Genomic DNA, 25080 nt, shown 5'->3' on the forward strand with positions numbered 1-25080 from the left:
CAAACCACCACACAAGATTTGCTTTCATGAGTTAGATAAGGTCAATAGCCTCATTCCTTGTCTGCTTCATTTTCTTTTACGAGATCTTTTTGTGAATCTTTTTCAGAGAGTTTTTGATCGATATACTTGTTAATGGTTTCATAAAATTCCTTGGTCATCTCACTGTCTAATTTTGTCGAATTATGAACTTGATTGACTTTCAATTGAACAGATTGAATACCGTAAGAGGCTTGTTTTTGGTGGAGCGTTTCTAATTCTTCTTCTAAAATCGGATCTCCAACAACCGTCAAGACCAATTCATTGTTCCTTGACTTGTAGACTTGATTGATGACCGTATGATTGGCGAACTCTTTTCCTACAAACTGTTTGATTCCTTCTTTTCGCGCTTGATCTATCGTCAGAGTGACTGCTGAATAGCTGGCTGGAAGAATCAATAATACAATCAAGGATATCAACCCAATTCTCATTTTAATATTTAGCTCTTTAAATGAACTTAAGGGAGATTTTCTCATCAAAATTCTTGTTCCAACAATGTTGATTAGCATGATAAAGACACAGTTGATCAAGAAAAGATAGAGAGCTCCAAATAAAAATCGTACATTTCCATTAGCTAAACCGTAACCTGCAGTACAGATAGGTGGCATCAGAGCTGTTGCAATGGCTACTCCTGGCACGATATTGTTTGCTTCTTTTTTCCTTGAACCAATTACGCCTGCTATCCCACCAGCAATAGCAATGAGCACATCCCAAATGGTTGGAGAGGTTCGTGCAATCAATTCGCTACTTTCATAAGATAAGGGAGAAATCCAGAAATACAGAGCCGAGACAAGCAAACTGACCAATACTTGAGTAAATAAAACCTCTAGAGATTGCTTGATTAAACGCGTATCAAAAATAGCTAAACCAAATCCGAGTCCAACAATCGGTGTCATAAGAGGGGAAATCAGCATAGCTCCAATAATGACAGCTGTTGAATTCATATTTAGGCCGATAGAGGCAATAAAAATCGCACACATCAAAATCCCTATATCTCTTAATCGAACATGAAGATCATCATATAATTTCTCACGGTATTCACGTGTTGAATAGTTTCCGGTCATTGGTTACTCCTTTTACTTCATATAATCTTGTTTCTGCATGGATGAAGGTAGAGAGACTTCTGTCCAGTCTTACATATTTTTCTTCTCACCTGTAATTCTTTTGAACATTATCTTTTAAATATCCGTCAGTCCATCCTTAACATTATATCAAAAATTTTACAGTCTTTCTCCGAAGAAATCTATCAATTGAATAGATAGATGAAGCAAGAAATTTTTGTTTCCTTATCCGAAGAAGGAAAAACGGTATCTCCTGAACCTTGATACTATGCGTTTTATTCTTTATAATTTAGCTATTTCAAAATTACAAGTTCTCCATTCTTAATTTCCCAAACTTGGTCAAACTTACTTAATAATTCGTTTTGGCGATGTAAAGTAACAATGACGGCACTTGGTAGTTCCAGAACTCTTTCCAATTCCATTTTAAACTGATTAATATCCAAGGCAGAGAAAGGTTCGTCTAGGATAAGCAATGGATTTTTACGATTTTTCTCACGATTTAAATACATTCGTTGTTGCTGACCACCTGACAGGGATTGTGGTGGAATTTTTTCAAAATCTTCTTCTCTGAATTTTTCATTGAAACTATTGAATAGCGTTACATTATTTTCATAACTCGAAATAAATGTATGTTCTTGTTGCAGAATCATACCGAATCTTCCCCAAAGATGGTCCAAAACAAGCCCATCTAGCACAATTTGTCCTTCAAAATCTTCATCTGTTCCATTTAAAATGTTGAGAAGACTACTTTTTCCAGACCCATTCTTACCAATAAGCGCAATTTTATCCCCTTTTTGAATCGTAGCGGAAGTAATTATCAATTTTGATTCTCCCAGTTGTTTGGAAATGTTTTTCAAAGTAATCGTATCAAAAGAATGTTGAGGTGCTTGAACTGAAACGGGTCTCCCAACAATGTTTTGAAAACTCTTGATTACAGGCTTTACGGACTCTAACATTTGTAAATCATAAAGGATTTCCTGTATTGGTTCAGAAAAAGCATTAATATATCCGAAACTCGCCACCACCTCAGGAATACCGAGTTGCTGGTGAGATAGAGAGTAGGCTAAATAAATAAACAGAACAAGACTAATGAATTCAAAAGAAACACCTGTCAATAAGATGCCTGTAATTTTTGTCAAACCATACTTAAAATACTTATCCTGCAAATTCTTTAGAGAACTCTTTTGTTGATTCAAAAAATGCGACATAGTTAGTTTATTTACCAAATGATGTCCCATGAGCAAATCCTCCAAAGTTCGATAGTAATCTCCTTGTTTTTTCAAGTAAACCTGTCTACGATTAGCGGTCAACTTCCCAACGATTTTAGGAATTTGAATACTAATTCCAGTAGAAAAGATTAAAATCAGTGATACAATAGGATTAATTGTTCTGCTAATAATGAAAGCGTAAATGATGATACGTAAAATTTGTTTGATAAAACTCATCAATGGAGGAAGGTAATCCTTTTCCAACGAATCTAGGTCATTAGATTGATAGGAAATATACTCTGCTACTGTTTTCTGCTTGAAATCGTGGTGACTGAGTCCCAGAAGTGAACGAAACCACTCATTTTTCAAAGTAGTCGAAAAGATAATCCCCTGCTTCCAATCAAGTATCATTTGGATATAGTTACAACTCAAATAGCCTGCCACTGACATAGAGTAACCATATAGAGCTACTTGATAATCCCCTTTGATTAATGCCTGCGTGAAATACGGTAACAAAGCTGTGCAGATATTCGATACTACACCAAAAAGAAAATTAAAGAAGAGATACCATCTAATAGTTTTAAGATATGGTAGCATATACGATACTCCTTGCTAATACGTTTTTTTACATATCGCAGAACAATCTCTACTATTTCCTATTTCAGATAGTGCGATACTCGGACATTGAGTGCAATAATTGTAAATCACACAAGTACTGCAGTTTTTACTATCATTCAAAATATAATTTGCTATTTTGTAAAATATAGGTCTATCCCATGTTTCTTTGATAGATGTAAAATGAATATTTCCAATACTTCTATTGAAAGTAAGCTTTTTCAGTTTTTCTAACGATTTAGGCTATTTCGTGACACACCCACAATCCGTGAAAATTCTGGTTATATCAGATTATGTGATTTTCGTAAGAATTTTATATTGTCTCCAATCATGGCAGTCTCCTTTTACTTGATAAAATTATTATAACATTTAGAAATTAAAAACTGGTTCAAAATCAATAGAATGTGTGTATTCGATACATTCAATAAATTCTTGGAAACAGTTCTACACCAGTTACACAAATCTATATACACCTATCTCATTCAAAATAAAAAGAAAGCTGCAGTTCTTTTAATCCTGTATCAGCGATTCATTCTGAAATCGAATAGGAGACATTTCCCAAGTCTACAATTCACTTCATCTCAAATTAATTTTTGTAATTCACCCTTAGTTTATAGATTTTATACTCAACAAAAGTATAAAGCATACAAAACTTCACTTTGAACCAGTATTTATACTATATTCCGTATTAAAAATTCTATTATTGGTTTTGTAAAAAACAGTCTTCAAATATCCTGAAATATAGCAAAAAGAGATTGGGTAAAAACTCATTGTCTCTTCTCACTCAAGGACTAAGTTCACTTGAGCAAACTGAATCCGCACTATCGTTCCTTTTCCAACCTCAGACTCAATACGAATCTGGTGACCCAATTCTTCAGAAATTTTCTTAGATAGGTAAAGTCCAAGTCCAGATGACTGCTGGGTTAGGCGTCCATTATATCCTGAGAAACCACGTTCAAAGACTCGGAGGACATCACTGTTTTTTATCCCGATTCCTGTATCCTTGATACAAAGCTCTTGCCCCTCCATATAAATCTCCAGACCACCTTCCTTGGTGTACTTGAGACTATTTGAGATAATTTGTTCAATGACCACTAGTAACCACTTCTTATCCGTCACGATTTCTTTATCAAGGTCATGTAGATTGACATTTAGTCCTTTTTGAATAAAGAAAAGAGCATATTTACGAATTATTTCCTTAACCAAGTCCTCGATTTGAACCTGCTTTAAGACCAAATCATCATGGAAACTTTCTAAACGCAGATACTGTAAAACTAGATTGGTATAGGAGTCAATCTTAAAAATTTCCTGTTCTAACTGCTGCTTTAATTGGCGATCATCTACTTCTGCAACTAAGAGTTGACTAGCTGCAATGGGGGTCTTAATCTGATGGACCCACAAGGTATAGTAATCCAGCAAATCCGTCAGTTTTCTTTCTGAATCTGACCTCTGCTGATAAAGTTCCATCTCCCTCGCTTCTAATTTTTCAGCCAAGGCTCTTTCCAAAGGAGACTGAGCTTCCCTCTCACCATAGAGAATTTCCTGACGATAGACCTGCATTTCCACCAATATGTCCCAAGTGAAAAATAAGATTGTTACAAAGCAACACAAGAGGAAAAAGTAGAGAAAGTAAATTCCCAAACTGGCAAATAAAAACTGAAAGAGTAAGACCAGAAACGTCAAAGAAATCAGATAAACCAAAAGACGACTACGGGAGCGCAGATAGGCTAGAAAAAATTGTTTCCAATCAAGCATGCTTCAGTCCGTACCCTATCCCTTTCTTGGTCTCGATAAATCCTACCAAGCCCTGCTCTTCCAATTTTTTACGCAAACGAGCTACATTGACAGAGAGGGTATTATCATCAATGAAAAAGTCACTGTTCCAAAGTTCCCGCATCAGGTCGTCACGCGCTACAATATTGCCTGCATGATCAAACAAAACGCGTAAAATCTGGAATTCATTCTTGGTCAAATTCAAGACTTGCCCTTGATAATGTAAATTCATGGATTTGGTATTAAGGATAGCACCAGCATATTCCAGTAAACTCTCGTCACGCCCGAACTCATAGGAACGGCGCAACAAGCCCTGAACCTTGGCTAAAAGAACCTGCTGGTCAAAAGGCTTGGTCACAAAGTCATCCGCCCCCATATTGATTGCCATGACAATATCCATAGCCTGATCTCTCGAAGACAGAAACATGATAGGCACCTTGGAAATCTTGCGAATTTCCTGACACCAGTGATAGCCATTAAACAAAGGCAGTCCAATATCCATGAGGACCAGATGAGGTTCCGACTGAACAAATAGACTCAAAACTTCCATAAAGTCTTCTACCAGCACCACTTCAAATCCCCATTCAGAGAGCATTTTCCCGACCTGTTGACGAATGACCTGATCATCTTCTACTAATAAAATCTTGTGCATCTGATTCTCCTTTGCTAATTTTAGGAGTCTTAAATCCTTTAGTATAAATAGAGTGTTTAGTATCTAATACTTTTTGACATTTCCTTGTCACAACAGCTCAAAAACAGATAGTGAATAACCCCATTGATATCATACCTTATTTTCAGACATAGTGCCAGCCCTACCCTTTTATTTTTAATTTTTTCAACCTTCATTTCAGTTCTTTTATCCATCCCCTTAACCAAAATTTATATCTATTCTTCCAAACCTTGAGTGTAGTTAAAACGACACTCTATACTCTTCTAACATTGAAAAGCTCCTTATCGAATGGTATCCGTAAAAAGTTCTAGCTTTCAGATTGACAATCTGAAAAAGATTTGTTAAGATATGAATGAACAAGATCTAATATTCATTCAGAAAAGAGGTGAATCAATTTGGACAAAAAACAGGCTTTGAAATCCGCAGCTTATGAAGTTTTTTCAAAAAAAGGATACAAGGCGACAGGAATTTCAGAAATTGCTAGACAAGCTCATATGGCAGTCGGATCTTTTTATAACTATTACGAAAGTAAAGAAGCTATTTTTTTAGATATCTATATTGATGAAAACAACCGTGTTCGCCAAACTATGATCGAAGAACTGGATTGGGAAATTGATATGATTGATCTTATTAGTCAACTCTTTGCTCAATCCAGAGCACTCGTTTCTTCCAATAAAATCCTTGCAGAATGGTACAATCCTGCCATAGCAGATGAGTTGCATAGCTACTATTCCTCAGAAGAAGGGAAAGTCACGAATCCATTTCATCAATTTCTCGTGAAAACCTTTACTCATCGTTTGCAGACTGAAGGCCATTCTCCAGAAAAAATTCAAGAAATTTTACAAGTTTACAACCTATTTTACTACATGGATATGCATATCACAGAAAATGATTTTCCAGATATTAGCAAAACTGTAGAAATACTAGCAACCAACTTCATTAAAGGAATACTGAAATAAAGAAATCTTTTCTTTATTTTTTGGAAATTATTGAATGAAAAAAAATATTATTCATTCATAGAAAATTACTACACTATAGGAGTTAAAAATGAAACGAGGGAAAAAAATGTTCATAATTATTCTAACTACACTTGGAGTGCTCGGCTTTATATCTTGGGGAATCATTACCTATCTTGGACGAAGTCAAACTTTATCGATAAAATCCATTGAAAATCCCAGCGGAGATTTGTATTTAGTTCACATCACAAAACCAAAAAATCAAATATGGAAAGCTGGCTCCTATGCTCAGTTTAAGCTTCCTGACAGCTCGTTTGGTCCAGACAAAAGTCCAGTAAAGGAGAATCAGGCTAGCCGATGGCTAACCCTTGCTTCCACTCCTGATGAGGATGAAATTCTTATTGTAACCCATAATAGTGGTAGCGTGTTTAAGGAAACCTTAACACATTTACCAGCTGGTAGTAAAATTGAGATGAGTTGGCTGGAGTCATCTTTATCTGTTAAAGACAATGACCAAGCACTGGTTTGTTTTGCCTCTGATGTCGGCATTTCTACTCTACGTCCAGTTATGAAAGAGTGGACTGGTAAGCGCTCCATCATTCTTAATCACTTAGACAAAGGAGTAAACATTTTTGATAATGAGTTAAGAGAGCTTAGTAAGAATAATCCGAATCTAACTTATAAAACTAGCGAAACCTTTTCTCAAAGCCAATTATTTTTAAAAAATGCGGTTGTGAAATACGGTAACCAAGCTATTTATCTCTTAACCGGCCAACCTGATGATATAAATGAGATGAAAAATTTCTTAAAAGAGAATGGGATTGACGACAAACAGATACAAACAAGTATGTTTAGAGGTTTGAAATAAAAGCAAACTGTCTTCTATGTGTCTGAATCATACCATTATAGGTCAGTATGTAGAGAGTTCGTACAAACCAACTAGTAAATTCTATGTGATTGTGATAAGATAAATAAACAGAAAGGAGCTCTTATGGCCAATATTTTTGACTATCTGAAAGATGTCGTATACGATTCCTTTTACGACCTTCCTTTGAATGAGTTAGACATTCTAGCCTTAACAGAAATCACCTACCTCTCCTTTGATAATCTGGTCTCCACAGCTCCTCAGCGACTTTTAGACCTGACACCTCAGGTTCCAAGGGAGCCTAACATGTTGACCAGTAAAAATCGCCTCCAGTTATTGGATGAATTGGCTCAACACAAACGCTTCAAAAATTGCAAACTTTCCCATTTTATCAACGACATCGACCCTGAACTGCAAAAGCAATTTGCGGCTATGACCCACCGTCTCACTCTCGATACCTATCTGATTGTCTTTCGTGGGACAGATGACAGTATCATTGGCTGGAAGGAAGATTTCCACCTGACCTATATGAAGGAAATTCCTGCTCAAAAGCACGCCCTCGCCTATTTAAAAAACTTTTTTGCCCATCATCCTAAGCAAAAGGTCATTCTGACTGGGCATTCCAAGGGAGGAAATCTAGCTATCTATGCTGCTAGTCAAATTGAGCAAAACTTACAAAATCAAATCACAGCAGTTTATACCTTTGATGCGCCTGGTCTTCACCAAGAATTGACCCAAACCGAGGGATATCAAAGGATAATGGATAGAACCAAGGTCTTTATCCCACAAGGTTCCATTATCGGTATGATGCTGGAAATCCCTAACCAGCAAATCATCGTACACAGTACTGCCTTGGGTGGTATCGCCCAGCACGATACCTTTAGTTGGCAGATTGAGGACAAGCACTTCGTCCAGCTGGATAAGACCAACAGTGATAGCCGACAAGTCGACACAACCTTCAAGGAGTGGGTGGCCACAGTCCCTGATGAGGAACTCCAGCTCTACTTCGATCTCTTCTTTGGCACCATTCTTGATTCTGGTATTACTTCTATCAATGACTTGTCTTCCTTAAAGGCTATCGAACACATTCGTCATCTCTTCGTCCAAGCGCAATCCCTCACTCCAGAAGAAAGGGAAACCATGGGACGCCTTACCCAATTATTGATTGATACCCGTTACCAAGCCTGGAAGAATAGATAAAGAAAAAGCTTATGATAATATTCTTAATCATAAGCTTTTTTCTGTTTTGGAAGTTGTTAATGAATAGAAAAAAGTCTTGCTTTTTTAACTTCTCATACTTTCTTCTGCATCAGCCACGACTTGCTCTAAACTGGTCTGACCAAGTTCAGCCTCCATAGCCAGCTGGATTCTCTCCAATTTTTGATCCAAAACATCATGAATATGAGCTCCAACTGGGCAATTTGGATTTGGATTGTCATGGAAACTAAAGAGTTGACCTGTCTTACCAAGACACTCAACCGCTTGATAAACATCTAAAAGACTAATATCCTTGAGATCCTTGACAATCTCTGTTCCGCCTGTTCCACGCGCTACTGAAATCAGCTCTGCCTTCTTCAACTGGGACAAAGTTTTTCTGATAATGACAGGATTAACCCCGACACTAGCAGCTAAAAAATCACTGGTCACCTTGCTTTCCTTCCCCTTGAGGGCAATGATTATCAGCATATGAGTCGCAATGGTAAATCTACTTGGAATTTGCATCCTCTTCTCCTTTTTACGAGGCTACCCTGCCTCTACTCTTCTTTTTCTATTATTATACCCTTTTTAGTTGTAATGTCAATCATTACCACTTTTCAACCAAGCATCTAATTCCCTATCATAACCCTCTTTCTGGGCCAATTCACTCAGAAATTCCTGATGATGAGTATGGTGAATACCATTGACCAGACTTTCATAGTAAACCTCAAAATAAGGAAGTTTGAGGTCTTTAGCCAGTTGCAATTCAGCTGCCACATCGTAGTCCACCCGTCGGAAGTCCATATCTACCAAGCCCTTGTCATCAAATTCTAAAATCATATATTGGGCTCGCAAGTCCTTCCGCAACTGAGCATCTAGAAAGAAAGGTTGCCCAATCGAACCCGGATTGACAATCAATTGCCCACCAGTCCCGTAACGAAGTAACTGCTGGTGAATATGACCATAAACAGCAATATCACAAGGCGGATTGGTCACCAAGCGGTCAAAATCCTCCTGTGCTCCAGTATGAATCAACTCTCGCCCCCAGTTCTTATCAGGAAGATGGTGGCTAATTCCCACCGTCAAATCCCCAAACTGACGATGAATCTGGAGGGGTTGATTGTGAAGCAGTTCAATTTCTTCTAGGGAAATTTCCTCTAAAACATACTGGCACTGGCGCAAGAGATAGCGTTGGCTGGTACGAGTACTATCTAGTTCCTTGCGGACACCATGCCACAGACTATCTTCCCAGTTTCCCAAAACTCTAGCTGTAATCGGTAGTTGAGCCAACAAGTCCAAAATCCTTCTACGCCCTGTCCCTGGCATGAGAATATCTCCCAAAAGCCAGTATTCATCCACTCCTAGCTGCCGAGTATCTGCCAAAACAGCCTCCAAGGCTGTAGTATTTCCATGAATATCTGAAAGAAGAGCTATTTTTGTCATATTCATCTCCTCGTTTTTTCTCTTGCAATAAGTATAACATAAAAAGTCACAGCTAGAGAAATCTAGCTTTTTTTGATATACTAGATAAAGATATTAGACAAGAGGAAACGAATGACCCCGAATAAAGAAGATTATCTAAAATGTATTTATGAAATTGGCACAGACCTACATAAAATCACCAACAAGGAAATTGCGGCTCGTATGCAAGTCTCTCCCCCTGCCGTAACTGAAATGATTAAACGGATGAAAAGTGAAAATCTCATCCTAAAGGACAAGGAATGTGGCTATCTACTGACTGACCTAGGCCTAAAATTGGTTTCTGAGCTCTATCGTAAGCACCGCTTGATTGAAGTTTTTCTAGTCCATCATTTAGACTATACGAGTGACCAGATTCACGAGGAAGCTGAAGTCTTGGAACACACTGTCTCTGACCTCTTCGTGGAAAGACTGGATAAACTACTAGGATTCCCCAAAACCTGCCCCCACGGAGGAACCATTCCAGCCAAGGGAGAACTCCTGGTTGAAATCAATAATCTACCACTAGCTGATATCAAGGAAGCTGGCGCCTACCGTCTGACTCGGGTGCATGATAGTTTTGACATTCTCAATTATTTGGATAAGCACTCACTTCACATCGGCGACCAGCTCCAAGTCCAGCAGTTTGATGGCTTCAGCAATACTTTCACTATCCTCAGTAAAGAAGAGGATTTACAAGTAGGTATGGACATTGCCAAACAACTCTACGTCGAGAAAATCGACTAATTTCTCAAGTACCCCAACCCTGAAAGTTTTATTTTCAGGGTTTTATTTCTATCATTTGATTTTACTTTCATTTAGTTGTAGAATATTTGTAAAAAAAGAAAGATATTTTAACATATGAAAAAATCACTAAAAATTTTTGCGACATCCAAATGGTTTGACCTCTTCGGGGTTGCTTTGGTCGTTGGGATTGCGATTGCATCTGGTTACCTCAACTCACGTCTCGATAAATTCGTAGATTGGGGCCCCTGGACTGCTCTTGTTCCTTTTGGATTGATTTCCGTAACCAATGTTGGGATTTCCATGTTGTCCACTCGTTTCACCGGAAAATTAAGCAAATGGGGAAATTACTTTGGCATTATCAATACGATTTTGTCTGGTACTATTGATTATATCCTTGGAAATAAGGCGGCCATTATTACCTATCCTGTCACCTTCCTCATTTATACCTTGGCCATAAAGAAATGGGAAGCTTCGCAAGAAGGCAGACCCAACCAAATGAGCCAAAAACAGCTAAAATTGGCGGCCATCATCATTTCCATCATCGCCTTCCTCTTTGCCTTTGTGACAAACTATATCGGCTATGGAGGAAAGATGAATCTCCTTGCTTACGTAACAACTATTGCCTTTGCACTGTCCCTCATTGCCAATGCTTTGAATGCATTGAAACTAACAACTCAGTGGGGCTTTTGGTTGATTTACAATTTCGTTCAGCTGACAAAGGCTGGTATTCAAGGAAATTTTGCCAATATCGGTAAATACATCTTTTATATCCTCAATGCAATCGGAGCTTTATTTGTCTGGAATGATGAAGAGGTGGAACAATAAGAGGGAAATCAAATAAAGAAATCTAACAGAATCTCCTTACTAAAATTTTTTATCATTTTTCTTGTAACTCCCATTCTTTTGGAGTAGAATGAAGATAGATAAAAGAGGGAGGTCATCTTATGAAAAAACTCTTTAGAATCCATTTTACAGCAATTGCAGTCATCGATTTGCTACTATTTGCATTTTTTACCACTAGACCCGAGACAGCTTTCGACTGGCTCTTGCTCTCTGGTTTTATTTTCCTCCTTGCTCAGGGACTCCTACTATTTCGCTTGGTCTTCCAACTAAAAAATCAATTCGCTGAGATTTATCCTCAAATCAATAAAAAGATTCGCTTCTACTATTTAGGGGTTCTCTCCATTGATTTTCTATTTTTTGTCCTTTTAACCTTCGTTAGTTCTCAGCGTTTTCTCTCTCTTATGCCAATCATCACTGCTTGTCATTCTACTTTATATTATAGGACGGCGGACTACCTAAGAGAAAACTATCTAGACTTTTACAACAAACATATCTCTTTGTGGGAATGTCTCTAAGGAAAAGGAGGTCTTAGCATGAAAAAAATCATCTACACCAAGACCATTGAGCTCCTTGTCATTGATGGAATTATGCTGGCATTTTTGACATTTAAAGAGAGACTTACTTGGGACTGGATGTTGATTTATAGCGGTTGGCTCATTTTCTTTCATCCTGTGCTATTGACCTATCTTTCTAACCAGCTTTGTGACCACTTTAGTCAACTCTATTCCCAGATTAGACCAAAATTCTGGCGTTTTGCCTTACAAATCCTCCTATGGGATAGCCTGATCATTCTCTCTTTGATATTTTTAAGGAATATTCCACTTTTCCTTCAGGGTACCCTCCTCATCCTAGGACATCTCATCCCTTCCTATCGCATCTGCCAAAGCTTGAAAAGAGACTTCCCCCAAGCCTATCAAGAACAGATTTCGCTTTGGAATATTTTATGATAGATAAGAAAAACCAAGCCGGCTGGGCTTGGTCTTTCTTATCTATTTTTCGTATCAAGGATGATGGTAACTGGTCCGTCATTGACCAGCTCAACCTGCATATCCGCTCCAAAGATACCTGTATGAACGGGCACTTCTTGCGCTAGTTTTTGATTGAAAGCGTCATAAAAATCTGATGCCATATCAGGCTTGGCTGCACCTGTAAAGGTTGGACGATTGCCTTTCTTGGTATCCGCAAAGAGGGTAAACTGTGAAATAGAAAGGATTTCTCCTTCAATATCCTTGACAGACAAATTCATCTTGCCTTCTGCGTCTGAAAAAATCCGCATATTGACAAGCTTTCTCACAGCATAGTCCAAATCTTCCTCTTGGTCCTCTGGTCCAACACCAACCAGCAATAAGAGTCCCTGATTGATTTTTCCCTGAACCTGACCTTCGATACTCACTTGGGCTTTTGTAACCCGTTGAATAATGATTCTCATAATAGCCTTTCTAGTAGAAGCTCGGACAATTAGCCGTTGGTCCGTTTAACAGAGTAAACTTCTGGCACACTCTTAATCTTGTCCACAACCGTAGTCAGCGTAGAGAGGTTAGCAATGCCGAAGGAGACATGGATATTAGCAAATTTCATATCCTTGGTTGGTTGGGCGTTGACTGTTGAGATATTCTTGGTTGTGTTTGAGAGAACTTGCAGTACATCATTCAACAGTCCTGTACGGTTGAGGCCGTAAATATCGATATGGGCCATATACTCCTTATTTGAGCTAGAGTACTGGTCTTCCCACTCCACATCAAGGAGACGTTGCTCGTAGTTTTCTTGTGCGCGCAGGTTCATACAGTCCACACGGTGAATAGCCACACCACGACCCTTAGTAATATAGCCAACAATGTCATCACCAGGCACAGGATTACAACACTTAGCAATCCGCACTAGGAGGCCTGAGGCACCTTCAATGACCACTCCACCTTCATGCTTAACCTTGAGGGTTTCTTTATTTTCAACCTTGACCTCGCCACCTTTAACAAGTTCTTCTGCTTCAGCCTTGGCCTTGGCACGTTCTTCCTCACGGCGTTCCTTTTCAGTCAGACGGTTAAAGACAGTAATCGCACCGATTTCTCCAAAACCAATAGCCGCAAAGAGGGATTCTTCTGTTTTATAGCTAGTCTTTTGTAGAACTTGGTCCATGTGGCGCTTGTCCATAAATTTATTGGCCACATAGCCGTTTTCTTGGAACTGAGCCATCAGCATTTCACGACCCTTGTTGACAGACAATTCCTTATCTTGGTTTTTAAAGAACTGACGAATCTTATTGCGCGCCTTGCTAGTCTTGACCATGTTGAGCCAATCACGGCTCGGTCCAAAGGAGTTGGGGTTGGTGACAATTTCAACCTGATCCCCTGTCTTGAGCTTGGTTGTCAGTGGAACCATACGACCATTGACCTTGGCACCAGTCGCTTTTTCCCCGACTTTTGTATGGATTTCGTAGGCAAAGTCAATCGGTCCTGAATCTTTTGGAAGAGAACGGACAGCACCATCTGGAGTAAAGACGTAAATTTCCTCTGCCAGATAGTTTTCCTTGACAGAGTCCACAAATTCCTTAGCATCATCGGCCTGGTCTTGGAGCTCCATCATCTCCTTAATCCAGTTCATCCCAATAGCAGATTCCTTGCTGTTAACCTGCCCCTTAATACCTTTCTTATAAGCCCAGTGAGCCGCAACCCCGTACTCAGCAACCTCGTGCATGGCTTTAGTTCGAATCTGGAACTCAATAGGCCCTTTTGGCCCATAAACAGTCGTATGGATAGACTGGTAACCATTGGCCTTGCGGTTAGCGATATAGTCTTTGAAACGACCAGGCATTGGCTTCCAAAGCTCATGCACATAACCAAGCATGGCATAAACATCACTTTGGGTATCCAAAATACAACGAATGGCAATCAGGTCATAGATCTCCTCAAACCGTTTTCTCTTGTCCTGCATTTTGCGGAAAATCGAGTAAATATGTTTGGGACGACCGTAAATCTTCCCTTTCAAGTGACGATCCGTCGTATAGTTTTCTAATTTTGTGACCACCTCATCCACCAAGGCTTCACGCTCTCTGCGCTTTTCCTTCATCATATGGGTAATCTTGTAAAACTCCGTTGGATTTAGATAACGGAAAGATAGGTCTTCCAACTCCCATTTGACACTGGAAATCCCCAAACGATGGGCAAGTGGAGCATAGATTTCCATGGTTTCTTTGGAAATGCGCTCCTGCTTGTCTTTTCGAAGGTGTTTCAGGGTCCGCATATTGTGCAAGCGATCAGACAGTTTGACCAAGATAACACGGATGTCCTCAGACATGGCCATGAGCATCTTGCGATGATTTTCCGCCAATTGCTCCTCGATCGATTTGTACTCGACCTTACCAAGTTTGGTAACCCCATCGACGATTACCCGCACATCAGGGCCAAACTCTCTCTCCAAATCATCCAAGGTCGCATCTGTATCTTCTACCACATCATGCAAGAAACCACAGGCAACTGTTACGGCATCTAGCTTAAGTTTGGCTAAAATCCCTGCCACTTGGATAGGGTGAATAATGTAAGGTTCGCCAGATTTCCGATACTGGCCACTGTGGCATTCAACAGCATAGACTAAGGCCTTGTGGACAAAAGCAACATCTTCTTTTGATAAATATTTTTGCGTTAAAGCGACAACTTCATCGCCCGTCAAATTCACTTCTTTTGGCATCTCTACTCTCCAATTCTTCCTACCATTTTATCACTTTTTTAAGAATATGAAAACTAGATTGGAACAGAATAAGAAAAAAATAATTCAGAATTGCTTGATAATTCTGAATTATTGATCTATAATATATTACGAAGTTAGATTTAAAACTTAGGTGATAGAAGGAGAGATAGAAAAACGGAAACCATATTGTAACCGAAAGACTTTCTGACTTCCCCAATTCCATTGAATATACGAAAGATAAACGGTGGAACTCGTGTCACATACACTGGTACCTTGACTGGATTTTGAAATTAAAATCCTCAAGATACTTTCTTTTATCCTTTAGTTTATAAGGAGAACACCTATGAAAAAAACTGCTATTTCTATCTTTGCTCTCCTAGTGTTAGGAGCTAGCTGCCTGTTCCTATTCAGCCAGCAAGGCTATAAAAAAAACAGTCGTTCAATACTATGCTAACGACCAAAACCTGCCCAATAGGATAAGTTATAGTGAATATAGCGACAAACGAGAAGCCAACTACGGTGGCACTCTAAACATCACATCTATCAAACAAGCTAATGACGGAGTTTATGCAACCTATGAAGGGCAATTGACACCTCTCCAATATTGATAAATTGATAACCAGCCTGTCTTCATCTAGTCATGCTGGTTTTTAAGTTCATTCTAAATTCTTACCTATTTTTCCCAACTGTGCTATACTTAATTTAGTACATTCTTTGAGATTGGAGATAATATGAAAATCCATAAAACTGTGAATCCTGTTGCCTATGAAAACACCTATTACCTAGAAGGAGAAAAGCACCTTATCGTTGTTGATCCTGGTAGCCATTGGGAAGCCATTCGTCAGACAATCGAGAAGATCAATAAACCGATCTGCGCTATCCTCTTGACCCATGCCCATTATGACCATATCATGAGTCTGGACTTGGTTCGCGAAACTTTTGGCAATCCTCCTGTCTATATCGCAGAGAGCGAAGCTAGCTGGCTCTATACTCCTGTCGATAACCTCTCTGGTCTCCCTCGTCATGATGATATGGCAGATGTGGTCGCAGAACCTGCTGAACATACCTTTGTCTTTCATAAGGAATATCAACTGGAGGAATTTCGTTTCACCGTCTTGCCAACACCAGGTCACTCTATCGGCGGCGTTTCTATCGTCTTTCCTGATGCTCACCTAGTCTTGACAGGAGATGCTCTTTTCCGTGAAACCATCGGACGAACCGATCTTCCGACTGGTAGTATGGAGCAACTTCTTCACAGTATCCAGACCCAACTCTTCACCCTACCAAACTACGATGTCTATCCAGGACATGGTCCAGCTACAACCATCGCTCACGAAAAAACTTTCAATCCTTTTTTCTAGAAAGATGATGACAATAGATATCGTAATTTAATACTTAATGAAAATCAAAGAGCAAACTAGGAAGCTAGCCGCAGGTTGCTCAAAGCACAGCTTTGAGGTTGCAGATAAAACTGACGTGGTCAGCTCAAAACACTGTTTTGAGGTTGTGGATAGAACTGACGAAGTCATTAACCATATCTACGGCAAGGCGAAGCTGACGTGGTTTGAAGAGATTTTCGAAGAGTATTAGAATTATAAAAAAACGCATAATATCAAGTGTATGAAAATTTGATATTATGCGTTTTATCATGAAAAGATTTTCTAAATTATCTCCTCAAATTGAGTTTTTCACAATCTAAAATAATTGATAGATAAACTATGAATTGGGGTTATTCTGACTCCTTACGAAAGCTAAATAATCCAGCAGTTAGAGTTAACATTCCAAATAGAGTAGCGAGAATTGAGTTATTTTCTCCAGTATTTGGCAAAGTCTTAGCTACTTGTTTCGAAATAGTTTCAGTCTTAGTTGCTAACGGCTCAGCTTGAGCTTTTGTACTACTTGCGTCATTTCCTTTTTGTTCTGTGGTTGTTAGAGTATTACTACTATTTACAACTGGAACAGGAGTTGTACTACCTCCGTTATCACGGCTTGCGGCAACTTTAAAAGTCATAGCATAGATACTAAAGTGATTGGTTTCAAAAGTCACCTTATCGGCATTTTGTTTGAAATCAAGCGCAAACAAGATGCCGTTTTGATTCACGTAGTAAACATTTTCCACTGGCTGGTTTGCCAACACGCTAACCGTAACCCAGCCGTTTGGCTGAATAGCCTTGCCTCTCGCGTCATACAGATGAATGTCAAAGGCCTTGTATTTTTTTGATTCAAGTGAAGTCGACTTGGTTTCTTCTACCCTGATATATCTGACATTTTTGAGTGTTGCTTCTGAACCATATACTTGAACGCTTCCAGCTTCGCTCGAAAGAACACGAGTATTGTTTGGGATGTCTGGATTAAGCGTAGGAGTTACGGGGGTTGTCGGTGTTACTGGAGCAACTGGTGTAACTGGATTTACAGGATTTTCACTTGGCTTCTCTGCTGGTTTCTCTGGCTTAGTAGGCTGTGGTTGATCAGCTGGAATAGTAGGAACACTTGGTTGCTTGTCTGGCTTAGGCTGTTCACTTGGCTTAACTTCAGGTTTTACTTGCTCAGCTGGTTTTTCAGCAGGGTTCTTAAATAAGAAAACGTAAGTTTGATAAACTTCTGCGTATAGACCAAACTCTCCCACGCTTCTTCCTCTCTCATTTAGCTGATAACGGTGATAAAGTGGTGTTAACTGCCTATTTTTCGAAAATTGATAGACTTCCACGTCATTGTCTTCTTTTTTAGTGCGGAAAACCATGTAACCTTGACCTGTGATGTTAGTGTTTTTGTTTAGTTCAACATGTCCTGTTTTTTTATCCGATATACCTGTATAAATTGTATACGCTTCATAGTTTCTACCTTCCAATTCTGGAATTTTCACTCGAATCGGATACATATACATAGTGCTTTTCATCAATTCTTCACGAGAAAATTCCCTCCCATTTTCTTCGAAATACCTATTCCCACTGCCCCAAAAAAAAGTTAATCTTGGTTTGTTATTGACAAAATCTTTTTCAGCAGTCCATATTCCATTGATAGGAGTTTCCTTCATATCACTGATAGGAAGTGGTGCTACAATATCTGCGTAGGTAACAACAGGGTGTTCATGAACGCTTCCGTCACGTAGAGGCCATCTTCTCACTGGTTTTCTGTTATTTTCCTGCGGTTGCTCTGCAGGTTTAACCTCTGGTTGAGGGTTTTCTGCTGGTTTTGGAGTTGGAACAGGTGTTTCAGCAGGTTTATTTTCAACCGGCTTGTTCTCAGCTGGTTTTACTGGCTGAGTAGGCTGTTGTTGCTCTGTAGGTTTAACCTCTGGTTGAGAGTTTTCTGCTGGTTTTGGCGCAGGTATTGGTTGAGCAGTATTAAGTTTAACAGCAACATTTGGTTGCGGTGCAACGTTTTCCTCGGCATGCACCAAAGTTGGCACTGCAGCACTAAGAGTGACAGCAGAGAAGGTAACAATACCTAGTTTAGTGAGTTTATTCATAATTTTTCCTCCTCAGGAATATATAATTGCCTTTTTAGGCTTATAAAATGACAAAATCAACTTCCTTTCAAGAGCACAAAAGCAAAATTTTGAGCCAACTCATTATCTAAACATTTAATGTTCTTGATAGAAGCCTTAAATGAACCTTCATCCATTAACTGAACAATACGTCTATCACACTATTACACATCTTAATGATTTTTAAATTTTTTGTTACCAAAAGCTAGCTAACTACTTTAGAGATAGGGAACTAACTGTATCGCGTAACGACCGTTAAACGATACACAAAAAATACCAGTCTAATACAGGTTAAAAACACTGTTAAACTCGCATTTTTTAAATATTCATATTGTTGTTTTGACTGTTTTATCAAACGGTCGTTAATCGAAACAAATTTACGACTTCATTCTACCATTTTTCCCTGTTTTTAGCAATGATTTTCCGTTTTTTTTTGACGATTGTTCGCCACTTTATTACGTTCTAACACTTTATATAGGGTTGATGTAGAAATTTGTTCAGCTTTTGCAATATTACGTATGCTTATATTTGAATGTAGATATTTGTTAAGTATGCGCTCCTCCTTTTCTTTTGAAATCCGTTTTGCTCCTAATCTAACACCATTTTCCTTAGCTTTTCGAAGTCCCTCTTTTGTGCGAAACCTCAGATTTTCCAGCTCATTTTCTGCCACAAAGCCTAAAATGATGCAAAGTAACCTGCCAATAAGAGAACCTGTCTCTAGTTTTTCATGCAAACTGACTAGGTGAATATTAGATTCATTAAATAGTTCAATAAGTTCTAGTAGCTTAAACATAGATCGAGTCAGTCTATCTAACTTATAGATAGTGAAAGTAACCTGCTTGCCATCTTTCGAAAAGTCAGAGGCCAGTTTTAAGGCTTTTGTAAGTTCAGGACGAGTGTTATTTGCACCAGATTCCTTTTCTATAAAAAGTTTATCACAATGTTTAAGAGCTTCGATTTGCACTTTCAATCCTAGGTCTTGCTTATGAGTAGATACACGGGCGTAGCCTATGTTGATAGTCTTTTGAGACATAAAAATCCTCCTGTTAACTTGATACAGAGGGATATTTTACTATGAATTTTAAAATAAGAAAAGACTTCAATTTCATAATCCCTATGAACTACACCCAAAAAGCTAGATTATTCTATCTAACTTTTTAGGGTGTAAATAGATAGGGAAGGTATAATTATAGGAGTTTTACTTGTCTCTTTACATTACCAAATAATCACGCGCTCTTCTGGTGAACGCCACATACCGTCGCCTTCTTTGACATCATAGGTTGTAAAGAAATCATCGAAGTTTGGTACTTGCACATTGACACGGAGTTTGGCTGGTGCGTGCACATCGACGCTAGCCAAAAGTTTCATAAATTCTGGTCGACCTTTCATGCGCCAGATGCGACCGAAATTGTAGAAAAATTCTTCTGCTGAGAAGTCAGGTTCTCGCTTGGCTGCTTCAAGAGCTGCAGCGATTCCTCCCAAGTCCGCAACGTTTTCTGATACAGTCAATTTACCGTTGATGGTTGCTCCATAAGAATCTTGTCCATCAAATTGGTCAATAACTTTTTGTGTTTTCTCCTTAAAGGCAGTATAGTCACTCTCTGTCCACCAGTCCTTGAGGCTACCATTTTCATCAAAGGAAGCTCCGTTGGTATCAAAAGCGTGGGAAATTTCATGGGCAATCACTGCCCCAATCCCACCATAGTTAGCAGAAGATGACTGGTGCAAGTCATAGAAAGGCGCCTGTAAAATAGCTGCTGGAAAGACAATCAAGTTCTTCTGTGGATTGTAGTAGGCATTGACCATATGAGCAGGCATGCCCCATTCCTTATAGTCTACAGGCTGGTTCCACTTGCTCCAACTGTGCTTGATTTCCACACGCGCAAAGGCTAGAGCATTGTCAAAAAGACTAGCAGTCTCATCCACTACCTTGTCCTTGTAGCGTTCTGGCAATTCTTCTGGGTAACCGATATAAGGCTTGATGACATTGAGTTTGACGATGGCCTTGTCACGAGTTTCAGGAGTCAACCAGTCATTTTTAGCCAAGCGTTCCTTATAGACATCAATCATAGTTGCCACTTTTTTCTCCACATCCGCCTTGGCCTCTGGAGAGAATTTTTCATGGGCATACCAGAGACCCAAAGCTTGTTTGAAAGGACCTTGTGCTAGCTGGTAGGCTGCCTTGACCTTGTCTTTGGCTTCTGGAACACCTGAAAGCGCACGGCTATAGGCACCAGACAAGACACGGATTTCTTCTGTTAAATAGCTGGTTGAGAGATTGACAACACTCAAAATCAAGGTTGCCTTGAGGAGAGGCCAGGCCTCTTCACTATAAAATTGGTCTGCTGCTTGCCAGAAACGTTCTTCGTCTACGATAACCTTGTCTGGTACTTGTCCAAGAACGGCTTGGAAAAAGTCATCCAAAGGTAGGGCAGGCGCAAATTTCTTGAAAGCTTCATAAGCATATGGATGGTAAAGTTTAGCATACTCTGAACTTTCTTCATTAGAGAGCACCACTGCCGCAATTCGGCGGTCCAATTCTAGTCTTTTCTCTAGTAAGTCTTCAATTTCTTCATCAGAGAAATCATAAGCCTTGAGGAGATTTGCGCTGCTTTCTTTCCAAAGAGTCAGGAGCTCTTCGCGCTGAGGATGGTCTTCTGCATAGTAGGTCGTATCTGGCAAGATCGTGCTTGGAGCGCTAGCCCATAGAACATTGATTCTGGCATCCATAAAGTCTGGTGATACACCCAAAGGAAGGAAATTAGGTTTTCCTGCAAGCTCAAACTCTGCTAGTCTAGCTGTAAAATCCTCAAAAGTCTCCAATTCTTGGAATTCTTTAAGAAGCGGTAAGACAGGTTTGATACCGTCAGCTTCTCTCTTGTCAAAATCACGAACTAGGCGGTGGTATTTGACAAAGTTTGCCAAGATAGCATCCTCAGGCACCTCTTGACCTGCCAACCACTTGTCTGTTGTCGCCAGCATCAGGTCTTCAATTTCCTGGTCTAAATCAACAAAACCTCCCGTTTGAGACTTATCTGCTGGGATTTCAGCAGTCTTCTGCCATTCTCCATTGATTGCATCATAAAAATCATCTTGATAACGTGTCATCTTGTTCTCGCTTTCATTTGTACTTGTTTTTAGCTTAACAAAAATTACCTGGGAATGCAATTAAAATACAAGATTAAAGAAACTTAAATATTTTACTGTTAATATTTTAATTTTTTGAAAAATTAACTTGACTTAATTTTTTTTTTAAGGTATATTAAGAGTCAGGAGGAATATAAGTTTATGATACGTATCGAAAACCTCAGTGTCTCCTATAAAGAAACGTTGGCACTTAAGGATATTTCACTAGTGCTCCAAGGACCAACAATTACTGGAATCATTGGTCCAAACGGTGCTGGAAAATCAACATTATTAAAAGGTATGCTGGGAATTATCCCACATCAAGGTCAGGCATTTCTCGATGACAAGGAAGTTAAAAAATCCTTACACCGAATTGCCTATGTCGAACAAAAAATCAATATCGACTACAACTTTCCCATCAAGGTCAAGGAATGTGTCTCGCTAGGACTATTTCCCTCTATTCCTCTCTTTCGCAGTTTAAATGCTAAACATTGGAAAAAAGTAGAGGAAGCCCTTGAAATCGTCGGTCTAGCTGACTACGCTGAACGTCAAATCAGTCAACTGTCTGGAGGTCAATTCCAGCGGGTCTTGATTGCCAGATGTTTGGTGCAGGAAGCCGATTATATCCTCTTGGATGAACCCTTTGTTGGGATTGACTCTGTCAGTGAGGAAATCATCATGAATACGCTGAGAGATTTGAAAAAAGCTGGTAAGACGGTTCTCATCGTTCACCACGACCTCAGCAAGGTTTCCCACTACTTCGATCAAGTCTTACTTGTCAATCGAGAAGTGATTGCCTTTGGTCCAACCAAAGAAACCTTTACCGAAGCCAATCTCAAAGAAGCTTACGGTAATCGACTCTTTTTCAATGGAGGTGACCTATGATTGCAGAATTTATCGATGGATTGCAAAAATTCCATTTCCTACAAAATGCCTTGATAACAGCTATTGTCGTCGGGGTCGTAGCTGGAGCTGTGGGATGTTTCATCATTCTACGTGGGATGTCACTCATGGGAGATGCTATTTCACATGCTGTCTTACCAGGTGTAGCCCTCTCCTTCATCTTAGGCGTTGACTTCTTTATCGGAGCCATTGTCTTTGGATTGCTAGCTGCTATCATCATTACCTACATCAAGGGGAACTCGATTATCAAAAGCGATACCGCCATCGGCATTACCTTTTCTTCTTTCTTAGCCCTCGGTATCATCTTGATTAGTGTCGCTAAAAGTTCAACTGACCTTTTCCATATCCTTTTTGGTAATATTCTAGCCGTCCAAGATACGGATATGTTTATCACTATGGGCGTAGGGGCGGTCATTCTCTTGTTAATCTGGATTTTCTTCAAGCAACTCTTGATAACTTCCTTTGATGAACTTCTGGCTAAAGCCATGGGAATGCCTGTCAATTTCTATCACTACCTCCTCATGATACTCCTGACTCTCGTGTCTGTGACAGCCATGCAAAGTGTTGGAACTATCCTGATTGTAGCCATGCTGATTACCCCAGCTGCAACTGCTTATCTGTATGCTAATAGCCTGAAAAGTATGATTTTCCTTTCCTCAACCTTTGGAGCTACAGCTTCAGTTTTGGGACTCTTTATTGGCTATAGTTTAAACTTAGCAGCTGGTTCTAGCATCGTACTTACAGCTGCTAGCTTCTTCTTAATCAGTTTCTTTATCTCTCCTAAACAACGATATTTGAAACTGAAAAATAAACATTTGTTAAAATAAGGGGCAAAACCCCAATAAATTGGAGGATCTAATGAAAAAATTAGGTACATTACTCGTTCTCTTTCTTTCCGTTATTGCTCTTGTAGCATGTGCTAGCGGAAAAAAAGATGCAGCTTCTGGTCAAAAACTAAAAGTTGTTGCTACAAACTCAATCATCGCTGATATTACTAAAAATATTGCTGGTGACAAGATTGATCTTCACAGTATCGTTCCGATTGGACAAGACCCACACGAATACGAACCACTCCCTGAAGATGTTAAGAAAACTTCTGAGGCTGACCTCATTTTCTATAACGGTATCAACCTTGAAACAGGTGGCAATGCTTGGTTTAGCAAATTGGTAGAAAATGCTAAGAAAACTGAAAACAAAGACTACTTTGCAGTCAGCGAAGGCGTTGATGTTATCTACCTTGAAGGAAAAAATGAAAAAGGTAAAGAAGACCCACACGCTTGGCTTAACCTTGAAAATGGAATTATCTTTGCTAAAAATATCGCCAAACAATTGAGCGCTAAAGATCCTAACAACAAGGAATTCTATGAAAAAAATCTCAAAGAATATACTGATAAGTTAGACAAACTTGATAAAGAAAGTAAGGATAAATTTAATAACATCCCTGCTGAAAAGAAACTCATTGTAACCAGCGAAGGAGCATTCAAATACTTCTCTAAAGCCTATGGTGTCCCAAGTGCTTACATCTGGGAAATCAACACTGAAGAAGAAGGAACACCTGAACAAATCAAGACCTTGGTTGAAAAACTTCGCCAAACAAAAGTTCCTTCACTCTTTGTAGAATCTAGTGTGGATGACCGTCCAATGAAGACTGTTTCACAAGACACAAACATCCCAATCTACGCACAAATCTTTACTGACTCTATCGCAGAACAAGGTAAAGAAGGCGACAGCTACTACAACATGATGAAATACAACCTTGATAAGATTGCTGAAGGATTGGCAAAATAATACTCTGAAAAACGTCATTCTTTTCCGAATTGACGTTTTTTCTCTGCCCACATTTTCAGTCAAATCATTGGAAAATTCTGTCTGTTTCAGCTAAAATAGAAGAAAAAAGATTGGAGTATCTTATGGTAACTTTTCTCGGAAATCCTGTGAGCTTTACAGGTAAACAACTACAAGTTGGAGATAAAGCGCTGGACTTTTCTCTTACTGCAACTGATCTTTCTAAAAAAACTCTAGCAGATTTCGATGGTAAGAAAAAAGTATTGAGTGTTGTACCTTCTATTGATACTGGTATTTGCTCAACTCAAACGCGTCGTTTTAATGAAGAACTGGCTGGACTGGATAATACGGTTGTCTTGACTGTTTCCATGGACCTCCCTTTTGCCCAAAAACGTTGGTGTGGTGCTGAAGGTATTGAAAATGCCATCATGCTTTCAGACTATTTCGACCAATCCTTTGGACGTGATTACGCCCTCTTAATCAATGAGTGGCACCTATTGGCACGCGCAGTCTTTGTCCTTGATACTGACAATACGATTCGCTACGTTGAATACGTGGATAATATCAATTCTGAACCCAACTTCGAAGCCGCAATTGCAGCTGCTAAATCCCTATAGAAAAAATCCTCTGTTACAAAGAGTTCCCTGCTCTTTGAAACGGAGGATTTTT

23 protein-coding genes and 1 pseudogene are annotated in these 25080 nt (G+C 39.3%); 13 read left to right on the top strand and 11 right to left on the bottom strand.

What is annotated here, in order from left to right; genetic code table 11:
• Positions 1-50 precede the first annotated feature (50 nt).
• From RWP09_RS03325 to RWP09_RS03340, 4 genes are all read right to left on the bottom strand, one after another.
• Positions 51-1100, bottom strand: coding sequence for a DUF389 domain-containing protein (locus RWP09_RS03325; protein WP_314434067.1), 1050 nt, complete (start codon positions 1098-1100; stop codon positions 51-53).
• A gap of 290 nt (positions 1101-1390) precedes the next feature.
• The gene (locus tag RWP09_RS03330) at positions 1391-2902 is read right to left on the bottom strand and encodes an ABC transporter ATP-binding protein (RefSeq protein WP_314434069.1); all 1512 of its coding nucleotides are present in this window, start codon (positions 2900-2902) and stop codon (positions 1391-1393) included.
• A 798-nt stretch (positions 2903-3700) separates the two neighbouring features.
• Positions 3701-4675, bottom strand: a complete 975-nt coding sequence (locus RWP09_RS03335; RefSeq protein WP_314434071.1) for a HAMP domain-containing histidine kinase — start codon at positions 4673-4675, stop codon at positions 3701-3703.
• Positions 4668-5345 carry a response regulator transcription factor gene (locus tag RWP09_RS03340; RefSeq protein WP_314434073.1) on the bottom strand — a complete coding sequence of 226 codons (678 nt, stop codon included), beginning with the start codon at positions 5343-5345 and terminating at the stop codon, positions 4668-4670. Before RWP09_RS03340 ends, RWP09_RS03335 begins: the two co-directional genes overlap by 8 nt.
• A 407-nt stretch (positions 5346-5752) precedes the next feature.
• Between RWP09_RS03340 and RWP09_RS03345 the strand changes: the two genes are divergently transcribed.
• The 3 genes from RWP09_RS03345 to RWP09_RS03355 all read left to right on the top strand — a co-directional run bounded on the left by RWP09_RS03345 (position 5753) and on the right by RWP09_RS03355 (position 8384).
• Positions 5753-6322 (top strand): TetR/AcrR family transcriptional regulator, encoded by a 570-nt coding sequence (locus RWP09_RS03345; RefSeq protein WP_314434285.1) that lies wholly within the window; start codon positions 5753-5755, stop codon positions 6320-6322.
• An 88-nt stretch (positions 6323-6410) separates the two neighbouring features.
• Positions 6411-7187: a ferredoxin reductase gene (locus tag RWP09_RS03350; protein ID WP_314434075.1), complete on the top strand. Its 777-nt coding sequence runs from the start codon at positions 6411-6413 to the stop codon at positions 7185-7187.
• A gap of 123 nt (positions 7188-7310) precedes the next feature.
• Positions 7311-8384 (top strand): DUF2974 domain-containing protein, encoded by a 1074-nt coding sequence (locus RWP09_RS03355; protein ID WP_314434077.1) that lies wholly within the window; start codon positions 7311-7313, stop codon positions 8382-8384.
• Between the two features lie 84 nt (positions 8385-8468).
• Here the strand turns inward: RWP09_RS03355 and RWP09_RS03360 are convergent, their stop codons facing one another.
• Both RWP09_RS03360 and RWP09_RS03365 read right to left on the bottom strand, forming a co-directional pair.
• Positions 8469-8906, bottom strand: coding sequence for an Rrf2 family transcriptional regulator (locus tag RWP09_RS03360; protein WP_314434079.1), 438 nt, complete (start codon positions 8904-8906; stop codon positions 8469-8471).
• Positions 8907-8981: 75 nt separating this feature from the next.
• Positions 8982-9824, bottom strand: coding sequence for a metallophosphoesterase family protein (locus RWP09_RS03365; RefSeq protein ID WP_314434081.1), 843 nt, complete (start codon positions 9822-9824; stop codon positions 8982-8984).
• Positions 9825-9935: 111 nt separating this feature from the next.
• Between RWP09_RS03365 and RWP09_RS03370 the strand changes: the two genes are divergently transcribed.
• The 4 genes from RWP09_RS03370 (at position 9936) to RWP09_RS03385 (ending at position 12376) form a co-directional block, all read left to right on the top strand.
• Positions 9936-10586, top strand: coding sequence for a metal-dependent transcriptional regulator (locus RWP09_RS03370; protein WP_314434083.1), 651 nt, complete (start codon positions 9936-9938; stop codon positions 10584-10586).
• 114 nt (positions 10587-10700) lie between these two features.
• On the top strand, positions 10701-11411 hold the full coding sequence (locus RWP09_RS03375) for a nicotinamide mononucleotide transporter (RefSeq protein WP_314434085.1): 711 nt from the start codon (positions 10701-10703) through the stop codon (positions 11409-11411).
• Positions 11412-11530: 119 nt separating this feature from the next.
• The gene (locus tag RWP09_RS03380) at positions 11531-11944 is read left to right on the top strand and encodes a hypothetical protein (protein ID WP_314434087.1); all 414 of its coding nucleotides are present in this window, start codon (positions 11531-11533) and stop codon (positions 11942-11944) included.
• 18 nt (positions 11945-11962) lie between these two features.
• A complete protein-coding gene (locus RWP09_RS03385) occupies positions 11963-12376 on the top strand; it encodes a hypothetical protein (protein WP_314434089.1) in 414 nt (137 codons plus the stop codon).
• Positions 12377-12414: 38 nt separating this feature from the next.
• Here the strand turns inward: RWP09_RS03385 and dtd are convergent, their stop codons facing one another.
• Both dtd and RWP09_RS03395 read right to left on the bottom strand, forming a co-directional pair.
• A complete protein-coding gene (gene dtd / locus RWP09_RS03390) occupies positions 12415-12858 on the bottom strand; it encodes a D-aminoacyl-tRNA deacylase (protein ID WP_314434091.1) in 444 nt (147 codons plus the stop codon).
• Between the two features lie 29 nt (positions 12859-12887).
• A complete protein-coding gene (locus tag RWP09_RS03395) occupies positions 12888-15110 on the bottom strand; it encodes a bifunctional (p)ppGpp synthetase/guanosine-3',5'-bis(diphosphate) 3'-pyrophosphohydrolase (RefSeq protein ID WP_125411673.1) in 2223 nt (740 codons plus the stop codon).
• Between the two features lie 379 nt (positions 15111-15489).
• Between RWP09_RS03395 and RWP09_RS03400 the strand changes: the two are divergent.
• Both RWP09_RS03400 and RWP09_RS03405 read left to right on the top strand, forming a co-directional pair.
• Positions 15490-15718, top strand: a pseudogene (locus RWP09_RS03400) (hypothetical protein).
• Between the two features lie 123 nt (positions 15719-15841).
• Positions 15842-16471: an MBL fold metallo-hydrolase gene (locus tag RWP09_RS03405; protein ID WP_042900566.1), complete on the top strand. Its 630-nt coding sequence runs from the start codon at positions 15842-15844 to the stop codon at positions 16469-16471.
• A 368-nt stretch (positions 16472-16839) separates the two neighbouring features.
• Here RWP09_RS03405 and RWP09_RS03410 read toward each other — a convergent pair whose 3' ends face one another.
• The 3 genes from RWP09_RS03410 to pepO form a co-directional block, all read right to left on the bottom strand.
• Entirely contained in the window at positions 16840-18579 is a 1740-nt protein-coding gene (locus RWP09_RS03410) for an LPXTG cell wall anchor domain-containing protein (protein ID WP_314434096.1), read from the bottom strand.
• Between the two features lie 427 nt (positions 18580-19006).
• Positions 19007-19630, bottom strand: coding sequence for a recombinase family protein (locus RWP09_RS03415; RefSeq protein WP_196313122.1), 624 nt, complete (start codon positions 19628-19630; stop codon positions 19007-19009).
• A gap of 182 nt (positions 19631-19812) precedes the next feature.
• Entirely contained in the window at positions 19813-21705 is a 1893-nt protein-coding gene (gene pepO, locus RWP09_RS03420) for an endopeptidase PepO (RefSeq protein ID WP_314434100.1), read from the bottom strand.
• A 180-nt stretch (positions 21706-21885) separates the two neighbouring features.
• On the opposite strand from pepO, the gene RWP09_RS03425 reads away from it, so the two are divergent.
• From RWP09_RS03425 to tpx, 4 genes are all read left to right on the top strand, one after another.
• On the top strand, positions 21886-22608 hold the full coding sequence (locus RWP09_RS03425) for a metal ABC transporter ATP-binding protein (protein ID WP_000619162.1): 723 nt from the start codon (positions 21886-21888) through the stop codon (positions 22606-22608).
• The gene (locus tag RWP09_RS03430; protein ID WP_000559791.1) at positions 22605-23453 is read left to right on the top strand and encodes a metal ABC transporter permease; all 849 of its coding nucleotides are present in this window, start codon (positions 22605-22607) and stop codon (positions 23451-23453) included. The genes RWP09_RS03425 and RWP09_RS03430 overlap by 4 nt, the downstream gene beginning before the upstream one ends.
• A 31-nt stretch (positions 23454-23484) precedes the next feature.
• Entirely contained in the window at positions 23485-24414 is a 930-nt protein-coding gene (psaA, locus tag RWP09_RS03435) for a metal ABC transporter substrate-binding lipoprotein/adhesin PsaA (protein ID WP_000733069.1), read from the top strand.
• A 122-nt stretch (positions 24415-24536) separates the two neighbouring features.
• Positions 24537-25028 (top strand): thiol peroxidase, encoded by a 492-nt coding sequence (tpx, locus tag RWP09_RS03440; protein ID WP_314434103.1) that lies wholly within the window; start codon positions 24537-24539, stop codon positions 25026-25028.
• Positions 25029-25080 lie beyond the last annotated feature (52 nt).

It is taken from the genome of uncultured Streptococcus sp. (assembly GCF_963521255.1).
Taxonomy (GTDB): Bacteria; Bacillota; Bacilli; order Lactobacillales; family Streptococcaceae; genus Streptococcus.

What these genes read in the sequence shown, in the direction of transcription:
- dtd (WP_314434091.1), bottom strand. Translation starts at nt 12,858, where the DNA reads ATGAGAATCATTATTCAACGGGTTACAAAAGCCCAAGTGAGTATCGAA.
- RWP09_RS03350 (WP_314434075.1), top strand. Translation starts at nt 6,411, where the DNA reads ATGAAACGAGGGAAAAAAATGTTCATAATTATTCTAACTACACTTGGA.
- RWP09_RS03415 (WP_196313122.1), bottom strand. Translation starts at nt 19,630, where the DNA reads ATGTCTCAAAAGACTATCAACATAGGCTACGCCCGTGTATCTACTCAT.
- RWP09_RS03410 (WP_314434096.1), bottom strand. Translation starts at nt 18,579, where the DNA reads ATGAATAAACTCACTAAACTAGGTATTGTTACCTTCTCTGCTGTCACT.
- RWP09_RS03430 (WP_000559791.1), top strand. Translation starts at nt 22,605, where the DNA reads ATGATTGCAGAATTTATCGATGGATTGCAAAAATTCCATTTCCTACAA.
- RWP09_RS03330 (WP_314434069.1), bottom strand. Translation starts at nt 2,902, where the DNA reads ATGCTACCATATCTTAAAACTATTAGATGGTATCTCTTCTTTAATTTT.
- tpx (WP_314434103.1), top strand. Translation starts at nt 24,537, where the DNA reads ATGGTAACTTTTCTCGGAAATCCTGTGAGCTTTACAGGTAAACAACTA.
- RWP09_RS03380 (WP_314434087.1), top strand. Translation starts at nt 11,531, where the DNA reads ATGAAAAAACTCTTTAGAATCCATTTTACAGCAATTGCAGTCATCGAT.
- RWP09_RS03360 (WP_314434079.1), bottom strand. Translation starts at nt 8,906, where the DNA reads ATGCAAATTCCAAGTAGATTTACCATTGCGACTCATATGCTGATAATC.
- RWP09_RS03365 (WP_314434081.1), bottom strand. Translation starts at nt 9,824, where the DNA reads ATGACAAAAATAGCTCTTCTTTCAGATATTCATGGAAATACTACAGCC.
- RWP09_RS03425 (WP_000619162.1), top strand. Translation starts at nt 21,886, where the DNA reads ATGATACGTATCGAAAACCTCAGTGTCTCCTATAAAGAAACGTTGGCA.
- psaA (WP_000733069.1), top strand. Translation starts at nt 23,485, where the DNA reads ATGAAAAAATTAGGTACATTACTCGTTCTCTTTCTTTCCGTTATTGCT.
- RWP09_RS03395 (WP_125411673.1), bottom strand. Translation starts at nt 15,110, where the DNA reads ATGCCAAAAGAAGTGAATTTGACGGGCGATGAAGTTGTCGCTTTAACG.
- RWP09_RS03370 (WP_314434083.1), top strand. Translation starts at nt 9,936, where the DNA reads ATGACCCCGAATAAAGAAGATTATCTAAAATGTATTTATGAAATTGGC.
- RWP09_RS03340 (WP_314434073.1), bottom strand. Translation starts at nt 5,345, where the DNA reads ATGCACAAGATTTTATTAGTAGAAGATGATCAGGTCATTCGTCAACAG.
- RWP09_RS03325 (WP_314434067.1), bottom strand. Translation starts at nt 1,100, where the DNA reads ATGACCGGAAACTATTCAACACGTGAATACCGTGAGAAATTATATGAT.
- pepO (WP_314434100.1), bottom strand. Translation starts at nt 21,705, where the DNA reads ATGACACGTTATCAAGATGATTTTTATGATGCAATCAATGGAGAATGG.
- RWP09_RS03355 (WP_314434077.1), top strand. Translation starts at nt 7,311, where the DNA reads ATGGCCAATATTTTTGACTATCTGAAAGATGTCGTATACGATTCCTTT.
- RWP09_RS03385 (WP_314434089.1), top strand. Translation starts at nt 11,963, where the DNA reads ATGAAAAAAATCATCTACACCAAGACCATTGAGCTCCTTGTCATTGAT.
- RWP09_RS03375 (WP_314434085.1), top strand. Translation starts at nt 10,701, where the DNA reads ATGAAAAAATCACTAAAAATTTTTGCGACATCCAAATGGTTTGACCTC.
- RWP09_RS03335 (WP_314434071.1), bottom strand. Translation starts at nt 4,675, where the DNA reads ATGCTTGATTGGAAACAATTTTTTCTAGCCTATCTGCGCTCCCGTAGT.
- RWP09_RS03405 (WP_042900566.1), top strand. Translation starts at nt 15,842, where the DNA reads ATGAAAATCCATAAAACTGTGAATCCTGTTGCCTATGAAAACACCTAT.